This is a genomic window from Skermanella stibiiresistens SB22, from assembly GCF_000576635.1.
Lineage (GTDB): Bacteria > Pseudomonadota > Alphaproteobacteria > Azospirillales > Azospirillaceae > Skermanella > Skermanella stibiiresistens.
Window position 1 is genome coordinate 160269 of sequence record NZ_AVFL01000007.1, and the last position, 18127, is coordinate 178395.

Sequence of the window (18127 nt, forward strand, 5' to 3'; positions counted from 1 at the left end):
TCATGTCGCTCCGCCACGTGCTTCCATATGCCCGAAACGCGGATCTTTTCCTTGCGGAGCGGCCGGTTACGGGAGTGGTCTTTCCACTTGCGAAGCGGTCTACTCGCCAACGACGCGCGATCACGCGGTTCGTGGGTTTGGCTATGGACAATAAGTCGCAAGGTGCCGCTTCCCCTGTCCTGACGGGATAGGCGTGCGGGACGTTCCGCTTTGGCAACATTTACCCAGCGTTAACGGCTCTTCATCTAACGTTGAGCGGCGGTGGCTGGTGTCGTGCAACGGGACGATGAGAACGGGGCGGTGGGATGGCGATGGACATTGGCGCTGACGGCGGAGTGGACAACCGGGCGGATGGCGTCGGCCGCTTGAGCCAGATCAGCAATCGGACGAGCATGATGACGATCGACGCCGTCCTGGGAGCCCTGCCCCACGACGGCAAGGGCTACGCGGCGGCGGCCGAGGAATTGCGCGGCATCGCGCGGCGCGTGCTCCACTCCACCAAGGATTTCGCGGCCAGCCTGCCGGATGCGCGCTGAGACGGATCGTCACGGAAGCAGGTCATCGACGGGGGCGGTTCGGGACGACGATGACCCGGCCGCCCTCGACCCTTGTCGGAATGGGCGTCAGCGACCGGCCGACACAGGGGCCTTGGACGCAAAGCCCGTCCTCCACCTGGAACAGCGCGCCATGGGTGGCGCATTGGATATGCTGGCCATCCAGGCTCATGAAGCGATCCGGCGTCCAGTCCAGCGGCGACCGCGCGTGCGGGCATGAATTGACATAGCCGAACGCGCGATCCCCTTGGCGGACCACGACCACGTCGAGCGGCGCCTCGGTCCCGCCCGACTGGCGCAGCGTGAAACCCCGACCGGTGCCGTCGGGGATCTCCGTCAGATCGCAGAGCGGCTCCGGCTCCCCGTGTTCAGGCATCGATGCCGGCCAATCGGGTGATATGACTCCACTGCGCCTCGGTGACCGGACAGACCGACAGGCGTGACTGGCGGATCAGCGCCATGTCGGCCAGTTCCGGATCCGCCTTCATTTGTTTCAGTGTCACGGGCGTCTCGACGGCGATGACCGGCTTGACGTCGACCATGCCGAACCTGCCGGCGGCGTCGCTGGGATCGGGATAATACTCCCGGGCGATCTCGACCACGCCGACGATCTCCAGCCCATCGTTGGAATGGTAGAAGAAGGCGCGATCGCCCAGGCGCATGGCCTTCAGGTTGTTGGATGCCTGGTGGTTGCGGACCCCGTCCCAATGGGTGACGCCATCCGCGACCATCCGGTCCCAGGAATATTTGAAGGGCTCGGATTTAACCAGCCAGTAGGCCATCGCCGCCTCGGGTCTTCAGTCTTGGTTTCGCGTCGGGTTCGGGTGTGTGTCCTGTCGTGGCGTCAAGCCGGCGACTTGGGCAGGACCTTGCGCCAGGGGCGGATCGTCACGGACTCGAAAAGACCCGCCTTGGCATAGGGATCGTCGGCGCAGAAGCGCTCGGCGGCGGCGCGGTCGTCGAACTCGACGATCAGGACGCTGCCGGTCATGGCGCTGCCGTCGTCGGTCAACGTCGGTCCCGCCGCGAAGACCTTGTCGCCGAAGCTCTCCAGATAGGCCAGATGGGCGGTGCGGTTGGATGCCCGGATGTCGCCACTGCCGGCCTTGTCGGCGCAATCGATGATGTACAGCATGTTCGATTCCTCCCCTGTGGTTGGCCGTCCGTGTTTGACCGCCGGCCGTTCGACCGACGGTCCGTAGTCTTACCCTACCGGCCCTCGATTCGAAACGGCCGAGCCATCAGGGCGGCGATGGTCGCGTCGATATCGGCGCCCTGGTTCAGGATCGAGTCGACCGCTTGGCAGATCGGCATGTCCACCCCATGGCGGGCGGCCAGCGCTCCAACGGCGGCGGCGGTGTGGACCCCCTCGGCGACGGAATGGCGCTCGCCCAGGATATCGGCCAGGGGCCGTCCCTCGCCCAGCGCCACGCCCAGCGACATGTTGCGCGACTGCAGGCTGGTGCAGGTCAAGGTCAGGTCGCCAAGCCCGGACAGCCCCATCAGGGTTTCCGGCCGGGCGCCCAGCGCCAGTCCCAATCGGCTGATCTCGGCCAGCCCGCGGGTGATCAGGGCCGCCCGGGCGTTGTCGCCCAGCCGGCGGCCCGCGATGATGCCGCACGCGATGGCGAGCACGTTCTTGACGGCGCCGCCGATCTGGGCGCCGGTCACGTCATCCGACAGGTAGGGGCGGAAGGACCGGCTGCCCAAGGTCTCGACCAGACGGGCGCCCAGCTCCTGGTCCGCGATCGCCAGCGTGACCGCCGTCGGCAGGCCGCGCGCGACCTCGGCGGCGAAGGTCGGACCGGACAGCACGGCGATGGGCCGGCCGGGCAAAGCGGCCGAGGCGGCCTCGCTCATCAGGTCGCCGGTCGCCAGCTCGATGCCCTTGGCGCACAGCACCACCGGCGTGCCCGGCCTTGTCAGCGGCTCCAGCCTTTGGCAGGCCGCCCGAAGGTGCTGGGCCGGCGTCACCAGCATCAGCGCGTCGGCCGCCGCGGCTTCCGCCAGATCGGCGGTCAATTGGAGGTCGGGGTCGAGCGGGATGCCGGGAAGATAGCGCGTGTTCTCCCGGTCCCGGCGCATCGCGTCGATCACATCCGGCTCGCGCGCCCACAGCGTGGCCCGGCGCCCCGCCCGCCGTGCCGCCAGGGCGATCGCGGTGCCCCACGCGCCTGCGCCGATCACGCCAACGCTGGCGAAAGGCTGAACGGCGGCGACGGTCATGACGGTTTCCCTTGGGTGACGGATGCCGCTGTCATTACGGGAGCGGCGACGCCATGGCAACCGGGTTGCGGTTCCCCAAGCGCGCGACGCCGACATCGTCATGCGATGGTAGAGCCGTGGCGCGGGCTCACGATTTCGGATAGAGTTTTGGATCGGTACGCGGGAGAGCGCTCTTCATGGCGACGGTCCAAGGGACTCGGGAGAATTCAGGCGAAGGTCGGCGAGTCTTCCCGCGCGCTGCTGGGCCATCAGAGCTGGGTTCATCCACCGAGGGATGCTTGGGGCCCGCCTCATCGGATTTGGACAAGCTCGCCCCCTACGAAGTGACGCAGCCTGAGTTCCACCCTGTCGAGCCGGATGACCCAGAACTCCGCCGCTTCGCGAAGGAGGCCGTCGACGCGTTCTTCGCCACTGGGAACGATGGGCGTTTGGATTTGGCGAACGCGAGGGAGTCCACCGACACATACGCTTCGCTCGGCTATCCGAGTTGGGAAGAGCTCGATTCCTGGGAGAAGCGTGATCCCGAAGTTCATCCAGCCGGCATGGACGATCCCGAACTGCGCGCTTCGCTGACGCGGCTTTGGCGGAATTGCTCAGGCAAGAACTTGGACGACGCTCGACATGATTCCAACACTCGTCGGGATGCCGCCACTACAGCCCATGAGTCACGGTCAGCTGAACATGATGTTCTCGGCGATCTCACATGCGATACAATCGCCCGACCGGCCGGGTCGGGTTCATCTGATCGATGATGAGCCTTGCTACTCCATCACGCGGCGTGGTCGATCGGCCAACCAGTTGATCGCGGTGCTCTACCGGTACAAATTGGCCCTGCCCAAGAACCCGGTCCGGCTCGCCGATGGCAGCGACCATGAGGGTTCAATCCACATGGTCGACATCATCTCCGTCAAGATAAATCGCCCGAATACCTGATCCAGGCTTTTGATCACCGGTTCAAGCCTTGGCTCCCTTGCCGTCCGGTTTCCGGGCGGTCGGGTCAAGGGGCCAGCGGGGGCGGGGGGCGAAGTCGAGGCCGTCGGTGTCGCCCAGTCTAAGCCGCTCCAGACCGGCCCAGGCGATCATCACGGCGTTATCGGTGCACAAGCGCAGGGGAGGAGCCTGGAAGCGGAAGCCCTGCTTGTCCGCCAGCGCCGTCAGGCGCGCCCGCAGGTATTTGTTGGCCGCGACACCACCCGCCACCACCAGGGTATCGCCTGTCGGGTGCTCGGCGCGGAATTGGGCCATGGCGCGGGAGCAGCGGTCGACCATCACGTCGCCGACCGCGGCTTGGAAGCTGGCGGCGAGATCGCGGATGTCGATCGGGTCGAACGGCCCCGGCGGCAACTCGCTCAGGCGGTTGCGCACCGCCGTCTTGAGGCCGGAGAACGAGAAGTCGCAGCCGGGACGGCCCTTCATCGGGCGTGGCAGGTCGAACCGGCTGGCGTCGCCGCCCTCGGCCGCGCGCTCCAGCAAGGGTCCCCCCGGATAGCCCAGGCCCATCAGCTTGGCCGCCTTGTCGAACGCCTCGCCCACCGCGTCGTCGATCGTGGTGCCGAGCCGGCGATACCGCCCCACGCCCTCCACCGCCAGGATCTGGCAATGTCCACCCGAGACCAGCAGCAGCAGGTAGGGGAAAGACAGCCCCTCCGGAGCCGGGTCGGTCAACCGGGCGGTCAGCGCGTGGCCTTCCAGGTGATTGACCGCGATGAACGGCAATCCTCGCACGGCGGCGATCGCCTTGGCCGTCATCACGCCGACGATCACCCCGCCGATCAGGCCCGGCCCACCGGTCGCGGCGACACCGTCGAGTTGGTCGAAACCCAAACCGGCCTCGTCCATCGCGCGGCGGATCAGGCCGTCCAAGTGGTCCAGATGGGCGCGCGCCGCGATCTCCGGCACGACGCCGCCATAGGGGCGATGGTCGGTGAGTTGGGACAGCACGACATCGCCCAGGATCTCGCGCCGGTCGGTGACCACGGCGGCGGCGGTCTCGTCGCAACTGGTCTCGATACCCAGGACTATCATTGAGATACCATCATCTTTACGAACGGCGGATCATGACACCGGCACCGGATGCTCAAGGACGCGCCGGTGTCAGCGCCATGATGCGCTTGGTGATCACCAGCGAAAGGCAGCCGTTCTCGATCTCCAGGAACTTCTCGGCCGATCGGGGCAGCGGGATCTTGTTCTTGCGGCAGAACAGGATCAGGAAGGCCGCTATCTTGTCCTGGCCAAACCTTATTTCATGAAGGTCGCGGCCGCCGATCTTTTCAATCTGGACATGAAGGCACAGATCGGGATCGGGCGACGTCCAGACCCGGCGGACTTGGCCGTGCGGCATCTTGTCCGGATGCGCCGTCGCGAACAACTGGACCGCCTCGCGGACCGCCTCGTTCGAGAAGATCACCTGCCTCCGTTCCGTTATCATCCCCCGCCCTCAATCATCGCGTCCCACCGCACCGCGGCAACCGGATCGCGAGACATATAGCCTAAAAGCCCCTATACCAACGGACTTTCCACTTGCGCCATCCAAGCTCATGTGGGGACTTCCGCGGAACTTCATAACGTCCTAAAGAAAACCAATGAACAACCTGGCTGCTAACCAAGGGCGATCTCCTGTGCGAATCCCAGTGCGAATCGGCACGCGCGGCAGTCCGCTGGCGCTGGCCCAGGCCCATCAGACCCGAGCGCGCTTGGCGGCGGCCCACGCCGCGCTGGCGGCTCCCGACGCGATCGAGATCGTGGTCATCAAGACCACCGGCGACCGAATCCAGGACCGCACCCTGATGGAGGCCGGCGGCAAGGGCTTGTTCACCAAGGAGATCGAGGAGGCCCTGGCGGCGGGCACCATCGACTTGGCGGTCCACTCCATGAAGGACGTGCCGACCTGGCTGCCCGACGGCATGGAGATCCGCTGCCTGTTGCCACGCGAGGACCCGCGCGACGCCTTCTTCTCCAACGTCGCCAAGCATCTCGACGACTTGCCGGAAGGCGCCGTGGTCGGCACCGCCAGCCTGCGGCGGCAGGCCCAGGTCCTGTCGCGCCGTCCCGACCTGAAGGTGGTGCCGATCCGCGGCAATGTGGAGACGCGGCTGCGCAAGCTGGCGGACGGCGATGTCGACGCCACCCTGCTGGCGCTGGCCGGCCTGAAGCGGCTCGACATGACCGACAGGATCACGTCGGTATTGGAGCCGGACGTCATGCTGCCGGCGGTGGCCCAGGGCGCCATCGGGATCGAGACCCGATCGGACGACGAGGTGACCAACGCCCTGCTGGAACCGCTCAACTGCGCGACGACCATGGTCAGGGTCTCGGCGGAACGCGCCCTGCTGGCGGCGCTGGACGGTTCATGCCGCACGCCGATCGCGGGGCTGGCGGTGCTGGACGCGGCCGGCGCGCTGAGCTTGGAGGCGATGGTCGCCGATCCGGCGGGCTCGCGCGTGCTGACGACGAAGCGGTCCGGTTCGGCGGCCGACGCGGTGGCGATGGGGCGCGACGCCGGCGAGGAGTTGAAGAGCCTGATGCCGCCCGACTTCTTCGTGGCATGAGCGGATCGTGACGGGGAAGCTCCAACGCATCCTGATCACCCGCCCGCGCGACGACGCCGAGGCCTTGGCCGCCGAACTGACCCGGCGCGGCTTCGAGGCGATGGTGCAGCCATTGCTGGAAATACGGAACCTGCCGGGGCCGCCGCTGGACCTGTCCGGCGTACAAGCCTTGTTATGCACGAGCGCCAATGGCGTACGAGCAACCGCCGCGCGTACGACGAGGCGCGACCTCCCGGTGCTTGCGGTCGGCGACGCGACCGCCCGAGCTGCGCTGGACGACGGCTTCATCCGGGTGGAGAGCGCCAAAGGCGACGTCCAGAGCTTGGCCAAGCTGGCGATCGACCGGCTGGACCCGGGAGCTGGACGTCTGCTCCACGCGGCCGGCAGCGCCGTCGCCGGCGATCTGGCGGGAGAACTGGGCGCCGCCGGCTTCACGGTCGAGCGTCACGTGCTGTACGCGGCGGAACCGGCCTCGGGACTCTTGCCCGAGACGGTTCAAGCCCTGTACGCCGGTACAATCGACGCAGCCCTGTTTTTCTCTCCCCGGACGGCGCAAAGCTTTGTTAAGGTTGTTGGCAAAGCGGGACTGACCGATCGGCTCGGCGGGATCCTGGCTGTGTGCCTCAGCGAAGCGGTTGGTGACGCCGTACGTACGGTGTGTTGGCGCGATGTCGTCACCGCGCGGCGGCCGGATCAGGCGGCTCTGCTCGATCTTCTCGCGGCACCCGCCCGGAGTCCCCCGGTGTGACGTTGGCATCCCACCAAAGTCGACCGTCAAGAACCGTTCAAAAAATCTCAGCTCAACGATAAACGCCCCCAGGGAATACGAGAAGGCCGCTCATGAGTCCCCGTCCCCCCGATCATTCGGATAACGACCCGACCGTGCCGGACCCGTCCGACGGCACCAACCCGACCGGCTCCGCGGCCGAGAGGATCATCGAGAAGTTCGGCGGCATCCGCCCCATGGCCCACAAGCTCGGGATGCCGGTCACCACGGTTCAGGGATGGAAGAAGCGCGGGGCGATCCCGAGTGCCCGCCACCCGGACCTGCTGACCGCCGCCGGCCGCCACAAGATAACGCTGGACCAGTCGGAACTCGACGCCGCCGCGCCGGTCGACGAGCGCACCGCCGACGACTCCTCGCCGATCGGCATCGTGACGCCGGAACGGGTCTCGCCGGACCTGCCGCCCGCCGATGCCCCGGCGCTGGACACCCCCGCGTCCGACACGGCGCCAAGCGACACTCCCTCCACGAGAAGCACCGCCGCCGCGATGCCGTGGAGCGGCGCCCGCAGCTATGAGCGGCCCTCCGCCACCTCGACCGGATCTGAAACCACGGGGTCAGAAACAATGACTGGGAAGACCAGCGAGACCACGGCTAGCGAGCCCACGACCGGCGAGCCCTCCGCCGGCTTGGCGACGGGAGAGCCGATCCACCGCGACCCCGACCCGATCAGGACGCCGGAACCGGCGCATTCCTCGGGCGGCGGCAAGGGTCTGGCGACCTTCGCGATCCTGCTCGCCCTGGCCGGAACCGGCGCCGCCGTGACCGCGCCGATGTGGGGACCCAAGGTCATCCCGCAGGTTTGGCCGCCGAGCACTGGCGGCGCCCTGTCCCAGCAGGTCACGTCGCTGGAACAGCGGGTCCAGCAGCTCTCCTCGCGCGGCGGCGACACGGCTCCCCTGGCGGACCGCCTCGCCCAGCTGGAGCAACGCCTGTCCGAGACGACCCAGGCCCAAACCAGCGCCCAGGCTCCCGCCCAAACCGGCGGCGAACCGAGCGGTCAGGCGGCGCCGGCCGGCGTCGATCAGGCCCAGGTCGAATCGATCGTCCAGGAGCGTGTCCAGCAGCTCGCCGGCCGGATCGGCGCGCTGGAACAGCGGCCGCAGAACCCGGCCGGTGTCGACCGCCAGGCGCTCGACGCCCGAGTCGCTCCGATCGAGCAGCAGCTTCAGGCGCTGGCGCAGGTCCGTGACCGTGTCCAGGGCATCGAGGACAAGGTCGGCACGCTCGACCAGCAGCAGGGTCAGGCGATCGCCCGACTGCGCGACAGCGTCGCCGGCCTGGAGCAGGAGGCCAACCGCCTCGCCCAGGAGATCAACAACACGGCGAACCGCGCCACCCAGGTGGCGGAGGCCGTCAACCTGCGGCAAGCGCAGGAGAGCAAGGCGCAGGCCCTGGTGCTGGCCGCCGGCCAGCTTCGCGCCACGCTGCAAAGCTCGCGTCCGTTCACCGGGGAACTGGCGGCGGTCCGCGCCGTCGATCTGCGGGATCCGAAGGTGGTCGAGGCGCTCGGCGCGATCGAGCCGTTCGCCGCCGACGGCATCCCGACCGAGGCGCAGCTGAACCAGGAATTCTCCACGGTCGCCGGCGACATCGTGCGCGCCGGGGTGATCGCCACGGGTAACGCCGGGCAATGGTGGGACAAGGCGCTGTCGACCGCATCGTCGCTGGTCAGCGTCCGGCGCACCGCCGGCGATGTCCAGGGCAGCACCGCCGAGGCGGTGACCGCGCGGGCCGAACAGCACCTCAAGGATGGCCGGCTCGACCGGACCATCGCCGAGCTCGAGACCTTGACCGGTGAGCCGGCCAGCGCCGCCAAGCCCTGGATCGACGCCGCCAAGGCGCGGCTCGCCGCCAACAACGCCGGCGCGCTGCTGACCGGTCAGGCCATCGCCCGCCTGTCGGGTTCAGCCGGAGGCAACCAGTGATGAGCCGCGCGATCTGGTTCCTGATCAAGCTGGCGATCGTCGTCGCGATCGCCATCTACTTCGTCGAGCATCCCGGGTCGGTCACGATCGACTGGATGGGCTATGCCATCAACACCTCCTTTGCCATCCTGCTGGTGGTGATCGTGGCGCTTGTCGGCGTCGCGGCGCTGGGCTACCGCCTGTGGCGCGGCCTGCGTGGCGCTCCCGGCATGATGGGTCGCCGCAGCAGGGCGCGGAAGCGCGAGCGCGGCTATCGCGCCCTGACGCGCGGCATGGTCGCGGTGGCGGCCGGTGACGCCGCCGGCGCCCGGCGCTATGCCCGCGAGGCCGACACCATGCTGCGCGACCCGCCGCTGACCATGCTGCTGTCGGCCCAAGCCGCCCAGCTGAACGGCGACGAGAAGGCGGCGGAGCATTATTTCCAGACCATGCTGGAGCGGCCCGAGACCGCCTTCCTCGGCGTGCGGGGATTGCTGACCCAGGCGATCCGCGATGGCAACCAGACCGAGGCGCTGCAACTGGCCCGCCGCGCCAAGTCGCTGCAGCCGCAGACGCCCTGGGTGCTGACCACGCTGTTCGACCTGGAGACCCGGGCCGCCCAGTGGGGCCGGGCCGAGCAGACCTTGCTGGACGGCATCAAGTCGGGAGCCTTCCCGGCCGAGGCCGGCCGCCACCACCGAGCGGCCCTGCTGCTGGAGCGCAGCTACGAGTCCGAGTTGGAGGGGCATCACGACGACGCGCTCCGCTATGCCCAGTCGGCGGCCAAGCTGGAACCCTCGTTCCCGCCGGCGGCCTCGCGGCTGGCGCGTCTGCTGGCGCGCACCGGCAAGCACCGCAAGGGCGCCAAGGTCATCGAGAAGGCCTGGACCGCGCGGCCCCATCCGGAACTAGCCGACGCCTATCGGGACATCAGCCAGGACAGCGACCCGCTGGCCCAGGTCAAGCGGTTCGAGCGGCTCCAGTCGCTGGCTCCCAACAACCTGGACGGCCATGTGGCGCTGGCCCGCGCCGCCATGTCCGCCAAGCTGTGGGGCGAGGCCCGCAACCACCTGAGCAAGGCGCTGGCCGAGCGTCCCAGCGACAAGATCTATCGGATGCTGGCGGAACTGGCCGAGGCCGAGCACGGCGACATCGCCGCCGCGCGTGACTGGCTGGCCAAGGCCGCCAACGCCGAGCCCGACCCGATCTGGGTCTGCAAGGAGTGCGGCACGCTGTCCAAGTCGTGGCGCAGCCTATGCGGCCAGTGCGGCGCGTTCGACAGCATGGACTGGAAGCAGCCCAGCGTCGCCGTCCAGATCGCCGAGCCCAACCGCCTGCCCCCGGCCGCCACCCCGCAACCCCCGGCGCCACCACCCCCGACCACGACCGTGGTCTCGGACGTGACGCCACCCGGCCAGGGTTCCCCGGCCCAAGGCTCCACCACCTCGCAGCCGCAGCCAGCGACGAGCTGAGACGACCGGCCAGACGACGATTTCCGCGAGCGCCGATCCCTCGGCGCTCGCTGTGATCCGGTTGACCGTTTTCCCCGCGCTTTGGCCCCCGCGCATCGGCCAAGCGCCTTTTCCGAATCGACAAGCACCGTGCCGCGCGCTAAACCGCGCGCCATGACCGACACCTCGCTCGCCGCGCGTGGGGCCGCCCTCGATCTGCTCGAGGCGGTGCTGCGCAAGAAGATTCCGCTCGACGACGCGTTCGACGCGCACGACGGCTTGCACGCGCTGGAGCCGCGCGACCGGGGTTTCGTCCGGTTGCTGGTGGCGACCGTGTTGCGCCGCCTGGGTCAGGTCGACGCCGTGATCGCGGCCTCCCTGACGCGGGTCGATCCGATCCGCGGCGATGTCCACGACATCCTCAGGCTGGGCGCCGCCCAGCTCGTCTTTCTCGACACACCGCCCCACGCCGCCGTCGACACCTCGGTCGCGACCGCCGAATGGCGCGGGCTCCACCACTACAAGGGCTTGATCAACGCCGTGCTGCGCCGGATGGCGCGCGAGGGCGCCGATCTGGTCCGGAAGCAGGACGCCGGCCGGCTGAACACGCCGGACTGGCTGTGGCTGGCATGGCGGACCGCCTATGGCACGCCCCGCACCCGCGCCATCGTCGAGGCCAACCTGATCGAGGCGCCGCTCGACCTGACGCCCAAGACCGAGCCCGGGGACTGGGCCGCGCGGCTGGAGGGCACCCTGCTGCCGACCGGCACGATCCGCCGGGCGTCGGGCGGCATGGTGACGGAGCTGCCGGGATACGACGAGGGCGCCTGGTGGGTGCAGGACGCCGCCGCCGCCCTGCCCGCCAAGCTGTTCGGCGACATCAAGGGCAAGACGGTCTACGACCTGTGCGCGGCGCCGGGCGGCAAGACCGCCCAGTTGGCGGCCGCCGGGGCGGAGGTGACGGCGCTTGACCGCTCGGAGCGGCGGCTTCGCCGGCTCTCGGCCAATCTGGAACGTGTCAACCTGTGGGCCGAGACGCTGACCGCCGACGCCGCCACGTGGAAGCCCGACCGGCTGGCCGACGCCGTGCTGCTCGACGCGCCCTGCAGCGCCACCGGCGCCATCCGCCGCCACCCGGACATCACGCGGCTGAAGACGCCGGAGGATGTCGTCAAGCTGGCCAGCGCCCAGCGCAGGCTGCTCGCCCACGCGGTCGATCTGGTCAAGCCCGGAGGCACCCTGATCTACTGCACCTGCTCGCTCCAGCCCGAGGAGGGCGAACAGCGGATCGACCACCTGCTGGCCTCCGGAGCGCCGGTCGAGCGCTCGCCGGTCGATCCCGCCGAATTGGGCGGCTTGGCCGAACTGATCAACGACCGGGGCGAGGTCCGCACGCTGCCCGGCCAGCTGGCCGAGCTGGGCGGCATCGACGGCTTCTTCATCGCGCGGCTGAAGCGCACGACCTAACCGTTACCAACCCACCCCGCCGGCACGGGAGCCATGTGTGATCTTGCGCACACCCCGCTTGACTTGGTAGGACAGCTTCGGCTCCTTAGGACAATTTCGCCATGCGACACTCGACCCTGATCGCCCCAAGCATCCTGTCGGCCGACTTCGCCCGGCTGGGCGAGGAGGTGCGCGCGATCGACGCCGCTGGCGCCGACTATGTCCATATCGATGTGATGGACGGGCATTTCGTGCCGAACATCACCATCGGTCCGGCCGTCGTGGCAGCGTTGCGGCCCCACAGCGCCAAGGTGTTCGACGTCCACCTGATGATCTCGCCGGTCGATCCGTTCATCGCCGACTTCGCCAAGGCCGGCGCCGATATCATCACGGTCCATCCCGAGGCCGGCGCCCATACCCACCGCACCATCCAGCTGATCAAGTCGCTGGGCAAGAAGGCCGGAGTGTCGCTCAATCCGGCGACCCCGGTCTCGGCGGTGGATTACCTGCTGAACGACCTGGACCTGATCCTGGTGATGAGCGTCAATCCCGGCTTCGGCGGGCAAAGCTTCATCCGGTCGCAATTGGACAAGATCCGCCACCTGCGCCGGCTGATCGACGCCAGCGGCCGGAACATCGACCTGCAGGTTGATGGCGGCATCAATTTCGAGACGGCTCCGCTGGCGATCGAGGCCGGCGCCGATGTGCTGGTCGCCGGCACCGCGACCTTCACCGGCGGGCCTGACGCCTATGCCGGCAATATCCAGCGGCTACGGGGTGCCTGAGGCGGGATGACTGGCCAGCGCGACACTTTCAGCTGGCTGAAGCAGGGCGCGCGGGCGTTCGCCTTCGGCAATCCACTGTACGGGCTCACGCTGGGCGGCCGCCCCGTCTCCGGGCTGGCGACCGTTCCCAACGACCCCTGGCCTGGCGACGCCGACCTGGGCGCCGCCGTGATGGACGGCGTCTTCCCCTTCGCCGGCGAGGTCATGCACGCGGAGGACCCGGTCTGGGTCCCGCCCGCGGGGTTCGGGCCAACCTGGATCGCGCGGATGAACGCCTTCGATTGGCTGCGCGACCTGCGCGCCATCGGCGGCGACGCGCCGCGCCGGCAGGCGCGCCTGCTGATCGCCGGCTGGCTCGACCAGAACCATGGCTGGAACCACGCCTCGTGGGCTCCCGACGTGCTGGGCTCCCGCATCGCCAACTGGATCGGCCAGCACGACTTCTATTGCCAGAGCGCCGACGACGCCTTCCGCGGCAGGGTGTTCGAGAGCCTGGCGCGCCAGACCCGCCATCTGGCGCGGGTGACGCCCGGCCCGCTCCAGGGTGCCGCGTTGCTGACCGCGATCAAGGGCCTGATCTATGGCGGGCTGTGCCTGCCCGGCTGCGAGAAGCACGTGCCCACCGCCATCCGGCTGCTGGAGCGTGAATTGCCGCTCCAGGTGCTGCCCGACGGCGGCCATGTCGAGCGCAATCCCGAGCGGCACATGCAGGTGCTGCGTCACCTGATCGACCTGCGCGCGGTGCTGCGCGCGGCCCGCTACGAGGTGCCGGAGGCGCTTCAGCACGCGATCGACCGGATGACCCCGGCGCTGCGCTTCTTCCGCCATGGCGACGGCGGACTGGCGCTGTTCAACGGCGGACGCGAAGGCGATCCGGCCATGACCGACACGGTGCTGGCCCAATCCGACGCGCGCGGCCGCCCGTTGAAGAGCGCTCCCCATTGCGGGTTCGAGCGGATGCTGGCCGGCCGCACCACGGTGGTGATGGACACCGGCAAGGCGCCGCCTCCGGGATTGGACCAGGACGCCCACGCCGGCACGCTCAGCTTCGAGATGACGATCGGGCGCGAGCGGCTGATCGTCAACTGCGGCGCCCATCCCAGCCGGTTCGGCCCGTGGCGCGGCGCCTTGGCCGCGACGGCGGCCCATTCGACCCTGGCGGTGGCCGAGACCAATTCGGCGGAGGTGTTCGAGGACGGTGGCCTGGGCCGCCGGCCCAACCGGATCACCTGCGAGCGGATCGAGGAGGATGGCTCGACCCTGGTCGAGGCGACCCACGACGGCTATGTCCGCGCCTTCGGCCTGCTGCACCGGCGCCGGCTGTATCTCGCCAACAACGGCGACGACCTGCGCGGCGAGGACAAGCTGGAAGGTCCCGCCGGACATGGCTACGCGCTCCGCTTCCATCTCCACCCCGGTGTCACCGCCACCGTCTCGCCCAACGGGAACTCCGCCCTGCTCCGGCTGCCGAGCGGATCGCTGTGGCGCCTGCGGGCGACCGGCGGCACCTTCGCGGTTTCCGAGAGCATCTATCTCGGCGGCGGGTTCGGCGACGGCGATGAGCCGCGCCGGACCAGCCAGATCGTCGTCACCGGCGACACCATGTCCGATGTCACGGTGATCAAATGGGCGCTACGCCGCGAGAAGAAGCAGCAGCCCTAGAGCAGACCCAACTTGGCCATGCCCCCGGATAGCAAGCCGGGGGCCTTGTATTTCGCAGGATACCGCCCGTCATGACCGCCGATCTCGTCCGCGTCACCCGCGCCCTCATTTCCGTTTCCGACAAGACCGGTCTGGTACCGTTCGGCCAAGCCCTCGCGGCGCGCGGTGTCGAGATCCTGTCGACCGGCGGTTCCGCCCAGCAGCTGCGCGACGCCGGCGTGCCGGTGACCGAGGTCGGCGACCACACCGGCTTCCCCGAGATGATGGACGGCCGGGTCAAGACGCTGCACCCGCGGGTCCATGGCGGCATCCTGGCGCGCCGCGACCTGGAAAGCCACCAGGAGGCCATGACGACCCACGGCATCACGCCGATCGATCTGGTGGTGGTCAACCTCTACCCGTTCGAGGCGACCGTCGCGCGCGGCGCCGCCTTCGAGGATTGCGTCGAGAACATCGACATCGGTGGCCCGGCGATGATCCGCAGCGCCGCCAAGAACCACGGCTTCGTCGCGGTCCTGACCGATCCCGCCGAATACGAGGCGGTGCTGACCGAGCTGGAGTCGAACGACGGCGCAACCACGCTGGCGCTGCGCCGCCGGCTGGCGGCCTCCGCCTATGCCCGCACGGCGGCTTACGACTCGGCGATCAGCCAGTGGTTCGCCGGCCAGAACGACGAGACCTTCCCGGCCCGCGTGACGGTCGCCGGCAGCCTGCGCCAGACGCTGCGCTATGGCGAGAACCCGCATCAGGCGGCGGCATTCTATGTCAGCGGCATCGACGGCCGGCCCGGCATCGCGACCGCGACCCAGCTCCAGGGCAAGGAGCTGAGCTACAACAACCTGAACGACACGGACGCCGCCTTCGAGCTGGTCGCCGAGTTCGAGCGGCCCGCCGTCGCCATCATCAAGCACGCCAACCCGTGCGGCGTCGCCGAGGGTGAAAGCCTGTCCGAGGCCTATGCCCGTGCCCTGGAATGCGACCCGGTCAGCGCGTTCGGCGGCATCATCGCGGTCAACCGCGTGCTGGACGCGGCGACCGCCGAGCAGGTCGCCAAGCTGTTCGCCGAGGTGGTCATCGCCCCCGACGCCGATGACGAGGCCAAGGCCTTCCTGGCCGCCAAGAAGAACCTGCGCGTGCTGCTGACCGGCGCCATGCCCGATCCGGCGGCTCCCGGCATGACGGTGCGGACGGTGGCGGGCGGCTTCCTGTTCCAGACCCGCGACAGCGGGCGGATCAGCCTGCCCGACCTGAAGGTGGTGACCAAGCGGGCGCCAACGGCCGAGGAGCTGAACGACCTGCTGTTCGCCTTCCGCGTCGCCAAGCATGTCAAGTCGAACGCCATCGTCTACGCCAAGAACGGCGCCACCGTCGGCGTCGGGGCCGGCCAGATGAGCCGGGTCGACAGCTCGCGCATCGCGGCTTGGAAATCGGCCGACGCCGCCAAGGCGGCTGGCCGGGCGGAGGCCGGGACGATCGGGTCCGTCGTGGCGTCGGACGCGTTCTTCCCCTTCGCCGATGGTCTGCTGGCCGCCGCCGACGCCGGGGCGACCGCGATCATCCAGCCGGGCGGCTCGATGCGCGACGCCGAGGTGATTGCCGCCGCCGACGAGCGCGGCCTGGCGATGGTCATGACCGGCATGCGCCACTTCCGCCACTAAATCCGTCTCGGCGGTGGGTCACGGCCATGCGGAGCGTCGAACTGTTCAGCGGATGCGGTGGACTGGCGCTGGGCATGGCGCGGGCGGGTTTCCACCACGTCCGGATGGTCGAGTGGAACCGCGACGCCTGCGCCACCCTGGCGCTGAACAAGGCGGAGCAGGTCGAGCACGCCGGCGATTGGACCGTCCTGCAGGGGGATGTCCGGACGGTCGACTGGTCCGATATGGGCGGCGACGGGGGCGGTGCGGTCGATCTGGTCGCCGGCGGCCCGCCCTGCCAGCCCTTCTCGATCGGCGGCAAGCATGGCGGCGACGCCGACGCCCGCGACATGTGGCCGGAGGCGATCCGCGCCGTCCGCGACCTGAAACCGGCAGGCTTCCTGTTCGAGAACGTGCGCGGGCTGGTCCGCCCGGCCTTTGCCGGCTATCTGTCCCTGATCACCGCGCGACTGGGGCATCCGGCCATCGGCCCCCTGGAAGGCGAATCCCCGGCCGACCACTTGGCTCGGCTGCTGGCCCTGGATGATTTGGCCGAGTACCGCGTGCTGGTGACGAAGGTCAACGCCGCCGACCATGGCGTGGCGCAGAAGCGCCACCGGGTCGTCGTGTCGGGTCTCCACCGCGATCTGGACGCCTCGGTGACACCCCTGGCGCCAACCCACTCGCGCCTCCGATTGCTGTGGGACCAATGGGTGACGGGCGACTACTGGGAGCGCCATGGCATGGCGAGGCCGGCCGGCGGCCCCATCTCCACCACCGATCGTGTCACGGTCCAGCGTCTGCTGGCCTTGGGAGAGGTTCCGAGGGAAGCGCCGTGGCGCACGGTGCGCGACGCGCTGGCCGGGCTCGGCGAACCGGACGGGCGGAACGGCCATCTGTTCCAGCCGGGGGCCCGCGCCTATCCCGGCCATACCGGCAGCCCGTTGGACGAACCCGCAAAGGCCCTGAAGGCCGGCGATCATGGGGTGCCGGGCGGCGAGAACATGATGGTCCGCGACGACGGGTCCGTCCGCTACTTCACCGTCCGCGAGGCGGCGCGCCTGCAAGGCTTTCCGGATACCTGGCGCTTCGCCACATCGTGGTCCGAGACCATGCGCCAGCTCGGCAACGCGGTTCCGGTGGAGCTTGGGGAGGCGGTCGGCCATTGGATGGCGGGGATGCTGAGGGCGCCGACGGTTCTACAGGCGGCTTGAAGCGACGTTTCCCGCCCTCACTTGTTCAGGGATGATGTCTGAAATTCCCGTCGATCCCGCGCGCAGCGCCTTGATGGCCAAGATCGGGCCGCGCGACACGCGGCCCGAGATGCGAGTCCGCAAGCTGGCCCACGCGATGGGGCTGCGGTACCGGCTGCATCGCCGCGATCTGCCGGGCAAACCAGACATGGTCTTTCCCAGCCGGCGCGTGGCCTTGTTCGTCCATGGCTGCTTCTGGCATCGCCACCCCGGCTGCAAGGCCAACAGGCTGCCGAAGACGCGGGTGGACTTCTGGGAAGCCAAGTTCCAGGGCAATGTCGAACGCGACGCCCGCGTCACCGCCGAGCTGGAGCGCCGGGGCTGGACGGTGCTGGTGATCTGGGAATGCGAGACCCGGGACGAGGACCACCTGCGGGCGGTCCTGTCGGCGATCCGGTCGAGACCGCCAGCGTCCAGTCAGGATCCAGGGTTCGGTCAAGAACGGGCTGAGGCGTTCACCTCAGCGCCTTGAGGAAGTCGATCAGATCGTCCTGTTGCTTCTTGTCGGTGACGGCGACGTGGCGCATGCGCGTTCCGGGAATGAAGGTGTCGTTGCCCGAGATCCACTTTCGCAGGTTGTCCTCGTCCCAGACGATGCCGGACTTCTGCACGGCTTCGGAATAGGCGAAGCGCGGCACGGTCCCGGCCTTGCGGCCATAGACGCCGATCAGGGACGGGCCGAAGGCGTTGGCCGAGGTGTCCATCGAATGGCAGCTCGAGCATTGGTGGAACGGATGGGTCTCCGCCGTGGGCTTCGTTTCCGCCGACGCTTGGGTCCCGACAAGCGCGCCCGCGAGGGCCAGCATCAGTACCGGCAGTTTGTGGGCCAGCAGTTTCATGGTTTTCGCCTCTGTTCAACAGAGCCGCCGCGGCC

Annotated in this window: 19 protein-coding genes; 12 read left to right on the forward strand and 7 right to left on the reverse strand. The window is 69.0% G+C overall.

Annotated elements, in window-relative coordinates; genetic code table 11:
- Window positions 1–311 precede the first annotated feature (311 nt).
- Window positions 312–536: a hypothetical protein gene (locus N825_RS11710; protein ID WP_157619125.1), complete on the forward strand. Its 225-nt coding sequence runs from the start codon at window positions 312–314 to the stop codon at window positions 534–536.
- A 22-nt stretch (window positions 537–558) separates the two neighbouring features.
- Here N825_RS11710 and N825_RS11715 read toward each other — a convergent pair whose 3' ends face one another.
- The 4 genes from N825_RS11715 to N825_RS11730 form a co-directional block, all read right to left on the reverse strand.
- The gene (locus tag N825_RS11715) at window positions 559–930 is read right to left on the reverse strand and encodes a Rieske (2Fe-2S) protein (protein WP_037451380.1); all 372 of its coding nucleotides are present in this window, start codon (window positions 928–930) and stop codon (window positions 559–561) included.
- The gene (locus tag N825_RS11720) at window positions 923–1336 is read right to left on the reverse strand and encodes an EVE domain-containing protein (protein WP_037451382.1); all 414 of its coding nucleotides are present in this window, start codon (window positions 1334–1336) and stop codon (window positions 923–925) included. The genes N825_RS11715 and N825_RS11720 overlap by 8 nt, the downstream gene beginning before the upstream one ends.
- Window positions 1337–1398: 62 nt before the next feature.
- The gene (locus tag N825_RS11725; protein ID WP_037451385.1) at window positions 1399–1689 is read right to left on the reverse strand and encodes a YciI family protein; all 291 of its coding nucleotides are present in this window, start codon (window positions 1687–1689) and stop codon (window positions 1399–1401) included.
- 74 nt (window positions 1690–1763) lie between these two features.
- The gene (locus tag N825_RS11730) at window positions 1764–2780 is read right to left on the reverse strand and encodes an NAD(P)H-dependent glycerol-3-phosphate dehydrogenase (RefSeq protein ID WP_037451389.1); all 1017 of its coding nucleotides are present in this window, start codon (window positions 2778–2780) and stop codon (window positions 1764–1766) included.
- A gap of 621 nt (window positions 2781–3401) precedes the next feature.
- Here N825_RS11730 and N825_RS11740 point away from each other — a divergent pair.
- On the forward strand, window positions 3402–3713 hold the full coding sequence (locus N825_RS11740; RefSeq protein ID WP_157619126.1) for a hypothetical protein: 312 nt from the start codon (window positions 3402–3404) through the stop codon (window positions 3711–3713).
- Window positions 3714–3734: 21 nt separating this feature from the next.
- On the opposite strand, the gene tsaD is transcribed toward N825_RS11740, so the two are convergent.
- Together tsaD and N825_RS11750 are read right to left on the reverse strand one after the other, a co-directional pair.
- Window positions 3735–4805 carry a tRNA (adenosine(37)-N6)-threonylcarbamoyltransferase complex transferase subunit TsaD gene (tsaD, locus tag N825_RS11745; RefSeq protein ID WP_037451397.1) on the reverse strand — a complete coding sequence of 357 codons (1071 nt, stop codon included), beginning with the start codon at window positions 4803–4805 and terminating at the stop codon, window positions 3735–3737.
- 52 nt (window positions 4806–4857) lie between these two features.
- Window positions 4858–5187 (reverse strand): hypothetical protein, encoded by a 330-nt coding sequence (locus N825_RS11750; RefSeq protein ID WP_157619127.1) that lies wholly within the window; start codon window positions 5185–5187, stop codon window positions 4858–4860.
- Between the two features lie 175 nt (window positions 5188–5362).
- On the opposite strand from N825_RS11750, the gene hemC reads away from it, so the two are divergent.
- The 10 genes from hemC (at window position 5363) to N825_RS11805 (ending at window position 17725) form a co-directional block, all read left to right on the forward strand.
- A complete protein-coding gene (gene hemC, locus N825_RS11755) occupies window positions 5363–6328 on the forward strand; it encodes a hydroxymethylbilane synthase (protein ID WP_051512101.1) in 966 nt (321 codons plus the stop codon).
- Between the two features lie 7 nt (window positions 6329–6335).
- The gene (locus tag N825_RS11760; protein WP_063833747.1) at window positions 6336–7076 is read left to right on the forward strand and encodes a uroporphyrinogen-III synthase; all 741 of its coding nucleotides are present in this window, start codon (window positions 6336–6338) and stop codon (window positions 7074–7076) included.
- Window positions 7077–7168: 92 nt separating this feature from the next.
- Window positions 7169–9040, forward strand: coding sequence for a mitofilin family membrane protein (locus tag N825_RS36445; protein WP_157619128.1), 1872 nt, complete (start codon window positions 7169–7171; stop codon window positions 9038–9040).
- Window positions 9040–10491, forward strand: a complete 1452-nt coding sequence (locus N825_RS11775; protein WP_063833749.1) for a heme biosynthesis protein HemY — start codon at window positions 9040–9042, stop codon at window positions 10489–10491. The genes N825_RS36445 and N825_RS11775 overlap by 1 nt, the downstream gene beginning before the upstream one ends.
- A 153-nt stretch (window positions 10492–10644) precedes the next feature.
- A complete protein-coding gene (locus tag N825_RS11780) occupies window positions 10645–11937 on the forward strand; it encodes an RsmB/NOP family class I SAM-dependent RNA methyltransferase (protein WP_037451412.1) in 1293 nt (430 codons plus the stop codon).
- 101 nt (window positions 11938–12038) lie between these two features.
- A complete protein-coding gene (rpe, locus tag N825_RS11785; RefSeq protein ID WP_037451415.1) occupies window positions 12039–12701 on the forward strand; it encodes a ribulose-phosphate 3-epimerase in 663 nt (220 codons plus the stop codon).
- A 6-nt stretch (window positions 12702–12707) separates the two neighbouring features.
- Complete coding sequence (locus N825_RS11790) at window positions 12708–14363, forward strand: heparinase II/III family protein (RefSeq protein ID WP_051512106.1); 1656 nt, start codon at window positions 12708–12710, stop codon at window positions 14361–14363.
- Window positions 14364–14434: 71 nt separating this feature from the next.
- Window positions 14435–16021: a bifunctional phosphoribosylaminoimidazolecarboxamide formyltransferase/IMP cyclohydrolase gene (purH, locus tag N825_RS11795; RefSeq protein WP_037451418.1), complete on the forward strand. Its 1587-nt coding sequence runs from the start codon at window positions 14435–14437 to the stop codon at window positions 16019–16021.
- Between the two features lie 26 nt (window positions 16022–16047).
- Window positions 16048–17214 carry a DNA cytosine methyltransferase gene (locus N825_RS11800; RefSeq protein ID WP_037451421.1) on the forward strand — a complete coding sequence of 389 codons (1167 nt, stop codon included), beginning with the start codon at window positions 16048–16050 and terminating at the stop codon, window positions 17212–17214.
- Between the two features lie 34 nt (window positions 17215–17248).
- The gene (locus N825_RS11805) at window positions 17249–17725 is read left to right on the forward strand and encodes a very short patch repair endonuclease (RefSeq protein WP_051512179.1); all 477 of its coding nucleotides are present in this window, start codon (window positions 17249–17251) and stop codon (window positions 17723–17725) included.
- Here N825_RS11805 and N825_RS11810 read toward each other — a convergent pair.
- Window positions 17709–18092 carry a c-type cytochrome gene (locus N825_RS11810; RefSeq protein ID WP_051512109.1) on the reverse strand — a complete coding sequence of 128 codons (384 nt, stop codon included), beginning with the start codon at window positions 18090–18092 and terminating at the stop codon, window positions 17709–17711. The genes N825_RS11805 and N825_RS11810 overlap by 17 nt on opposite strands.
- Between the last annotated feature and the right edge of the window lie 35 nt (window positions 18093–18127).

Coding starts and splice junctions, on each gene's coding strand:
- N825_RS36445 (WP_157619128.1), top strand. CDS start 7,169: ATGAGTCCCCGTCCCCCCGATCATTCGGATAACGACCCGACCGTGCCG.
- N825_RS11720 (WP_037451382.1), bottom strand. CDS start 1,336: ATGGCCTACTGGCTGGTTAAATCCGAGCCCTTCAAATATTCCTGGGAC.
- N825_RS11800 (WP_037451421.1), top strand. CDS start 16,048: ATGCGGAGCGTCGAACTGTTCAGCGGATGCGGTGGACTGGCGCTGGGC.
- N825_RS11810 (WP_051512109.1), bottom strand. CDS start 18,092: ATGAAACTGCTGGCCCACAAACTGCCGGTACTGATGCTGGCCCTCGCG.
- tsaD (WP_037451397.1), bottom strand. CDS start 4,805: ATGATAGTCCTGGGTATCGAGACCAGTTGCGACGAGACCGCCGCCGCC.
- N825_RS11790 (WP_051512106.1), top strand. CDS start 12,708: ATGACTGGCCAGCGCGACACTTTCAGCTGGCTGAAGCAGGGCGCGCGG.
- N825_RS11730 (WP_037451389.1), bottom strand. CDS start 2,780: ATGACCGTCGCCGCCGTTCAGCCTTTCGCCAGCGTTGGCGTGATCGGC.
- N825_RS11715 (WP_037451380.1), bottom strand. CDS start 930: ATGCCTGAACACGGGGAGCCGGAGCCGCTCTGCGATCTGACGGAGATC.
- hemC (WP_051512101.1), top strand. CDS start 5,363: ATGAACAACCTGGCTGCTAACCAAGGGCGATCTCCTGTGCGAATCCCA.
- purH (WP_037451418.1), top strand. CDS start 14,435: ATGACCGCCGATCTCGTCCGCGTCACCCGCGCCCTCATTTCCGTTTCC.
- N825_RS11740 (WP_157619126.1), top strand. CDS start 3,402: ATGATTCCAACACTCGTCGGGATGCCGCCACTACAGCCCATGAGTCAC.
- rpe (WP_037451415.1), top strand. CDS start 12,039: ATGCGACACTCGACCCTGATCGCCCCAAGCATCCTGTCGGCCGACTTC.
- N825_RS11775 (WP_063833749.1), top strand. CDS start 9,040: ATGAGCCGCGCGATCTGGTTCCTGATCAAGCTGGCGATCGTCGTCGCG.
- N825_RS11805 (WP_051512179.1), top strand. CDS start 17,249: ATGTCTGAAATTCCCGTCGATCCCGCGCGCAGCGCCTTGATGGCCAAG.
- N825_RS11780 (WP_037451412.1), top strand. CDS start 10,645: ATGACCGACACCTCGCTCGCCGCGCGTGGGGCCGCCCTCGATCTGCTC.
- N825_RS11725 (WP_037451385.1), bottom strand. CDS start 1,689: ATGCTGTACATCATCGATTGCGCCGACAAGGCCGGCAGTGGCGACATC.
- N825_RS11710 (WP_157619125.1), top strand. CDS start 312: ATGGACATTGGCGCTGACGGCGGAGTGGACAACCGGGCGGATGGCGTC.